Source organism: Streptosporangium minutum, assembly GCF_002149035.1.
Lineage (GTDB): Bacteria > Actinomycetota > Actinomycetes > Streptosporangiales > Streptosporangiaceae > Streptosporangium > Streptosporangium minutum.
Window position 1 is genome coordinate 1 of the sequence record NZ_NGFP01000519.1, and the last position, 951, is coordinate 951.

At 73.1% G+C, this 951-nt stretch carries 1 protein-coding gene; it reads left to right on the top strand.

What is annotated here, in order from left to right; genetic code table 11:
• Positions 1-120: 120 nt before the first annotated feature.
• A partial coding sequence (locus CA984_RS44150) for an ABC transporter ATP-binding protein (protein WP_086579172.1) occupies positions 121-951 on the top strand: 831 nt, incomplete at its 3' end.

Below are 951 nucleotides of genomic sequence, written 5' to 3' on the forward strand. Positions count from 1 at the left end.
CTACGCCGCCGCCCCCGACGACGCCTGCGTCACCGAGGCCCCCGAGCCGCGCCCCGCCGGTCCCGGCGGCGCGACTCACCGGACGGCCTGCCATCTCATCGACATCCCCGGAGGCCGGCGATGACCGAACAACTCCTCACCGGGCCGGACACCGCGAGCCGGACCACGCCGCTGCTGGCCGTACGGGATCTGCGGATGACCTTCGGCGGGCGGAACGGGGTGAAGGCCGTGGACGGCGTCACCTTCGACGTGCGGCCGGGCGAGACCCTCGGCCTGGTCGGGGAGTCCGGCTGCGGCAAGACCACCACCGGACGGATGATCGTCCGTCTGCTGGAACCCACCGGCGGCACCGTCACCTTCGACGGCCGCGACATCACCCACCTCGGCCCGCGCGCCCTGCGCCCGCTCCGCCGCGACATCCAGATGATCTTCCAGGATCCGTCCGCGTCGCTCAACCCCCGCCAGACCGTCGAGCGGATCGTCTCCGGCCCGCTGAGGCTGCTGGACCGGCGCGGCGTGATCGAGCTCCTGGAGAGGGTCGGGCTGGGCGCCGAGCACGCCGACCGCTACCCGCACGAGTTCTCCGGCGGGCAGGCCCAGCGCATCGGCATCGCCCGGGCGCTGGCGTCCCGGCCCAGGCTGATCGTCTGCGACGAGCCGGTGTCGGCGCTGGACGTGTCGATCCAGGCCCAGATCGTCAACCTGCTCGTCGACCTCCAGCGCGAGCTGGGGCTGGCGTACCTGTTCATCGCCCACGACCTGTCGGTGGTGCGGCACATGTGCGCCCGGGTCGCGGTGATGTATCTCGGCCGCGTCGTGGAGATCGGCTCGCGTGAGTCCGTCTACACCGCCCCGGCCCACCCCTACACCCGCGCCCTGCTGTCGGCCGTGCCGGTCCCCGACCCGGAGGTGGAGCTCACCCGCGAGCGCATCGTCCTGCTGGGAGATCCG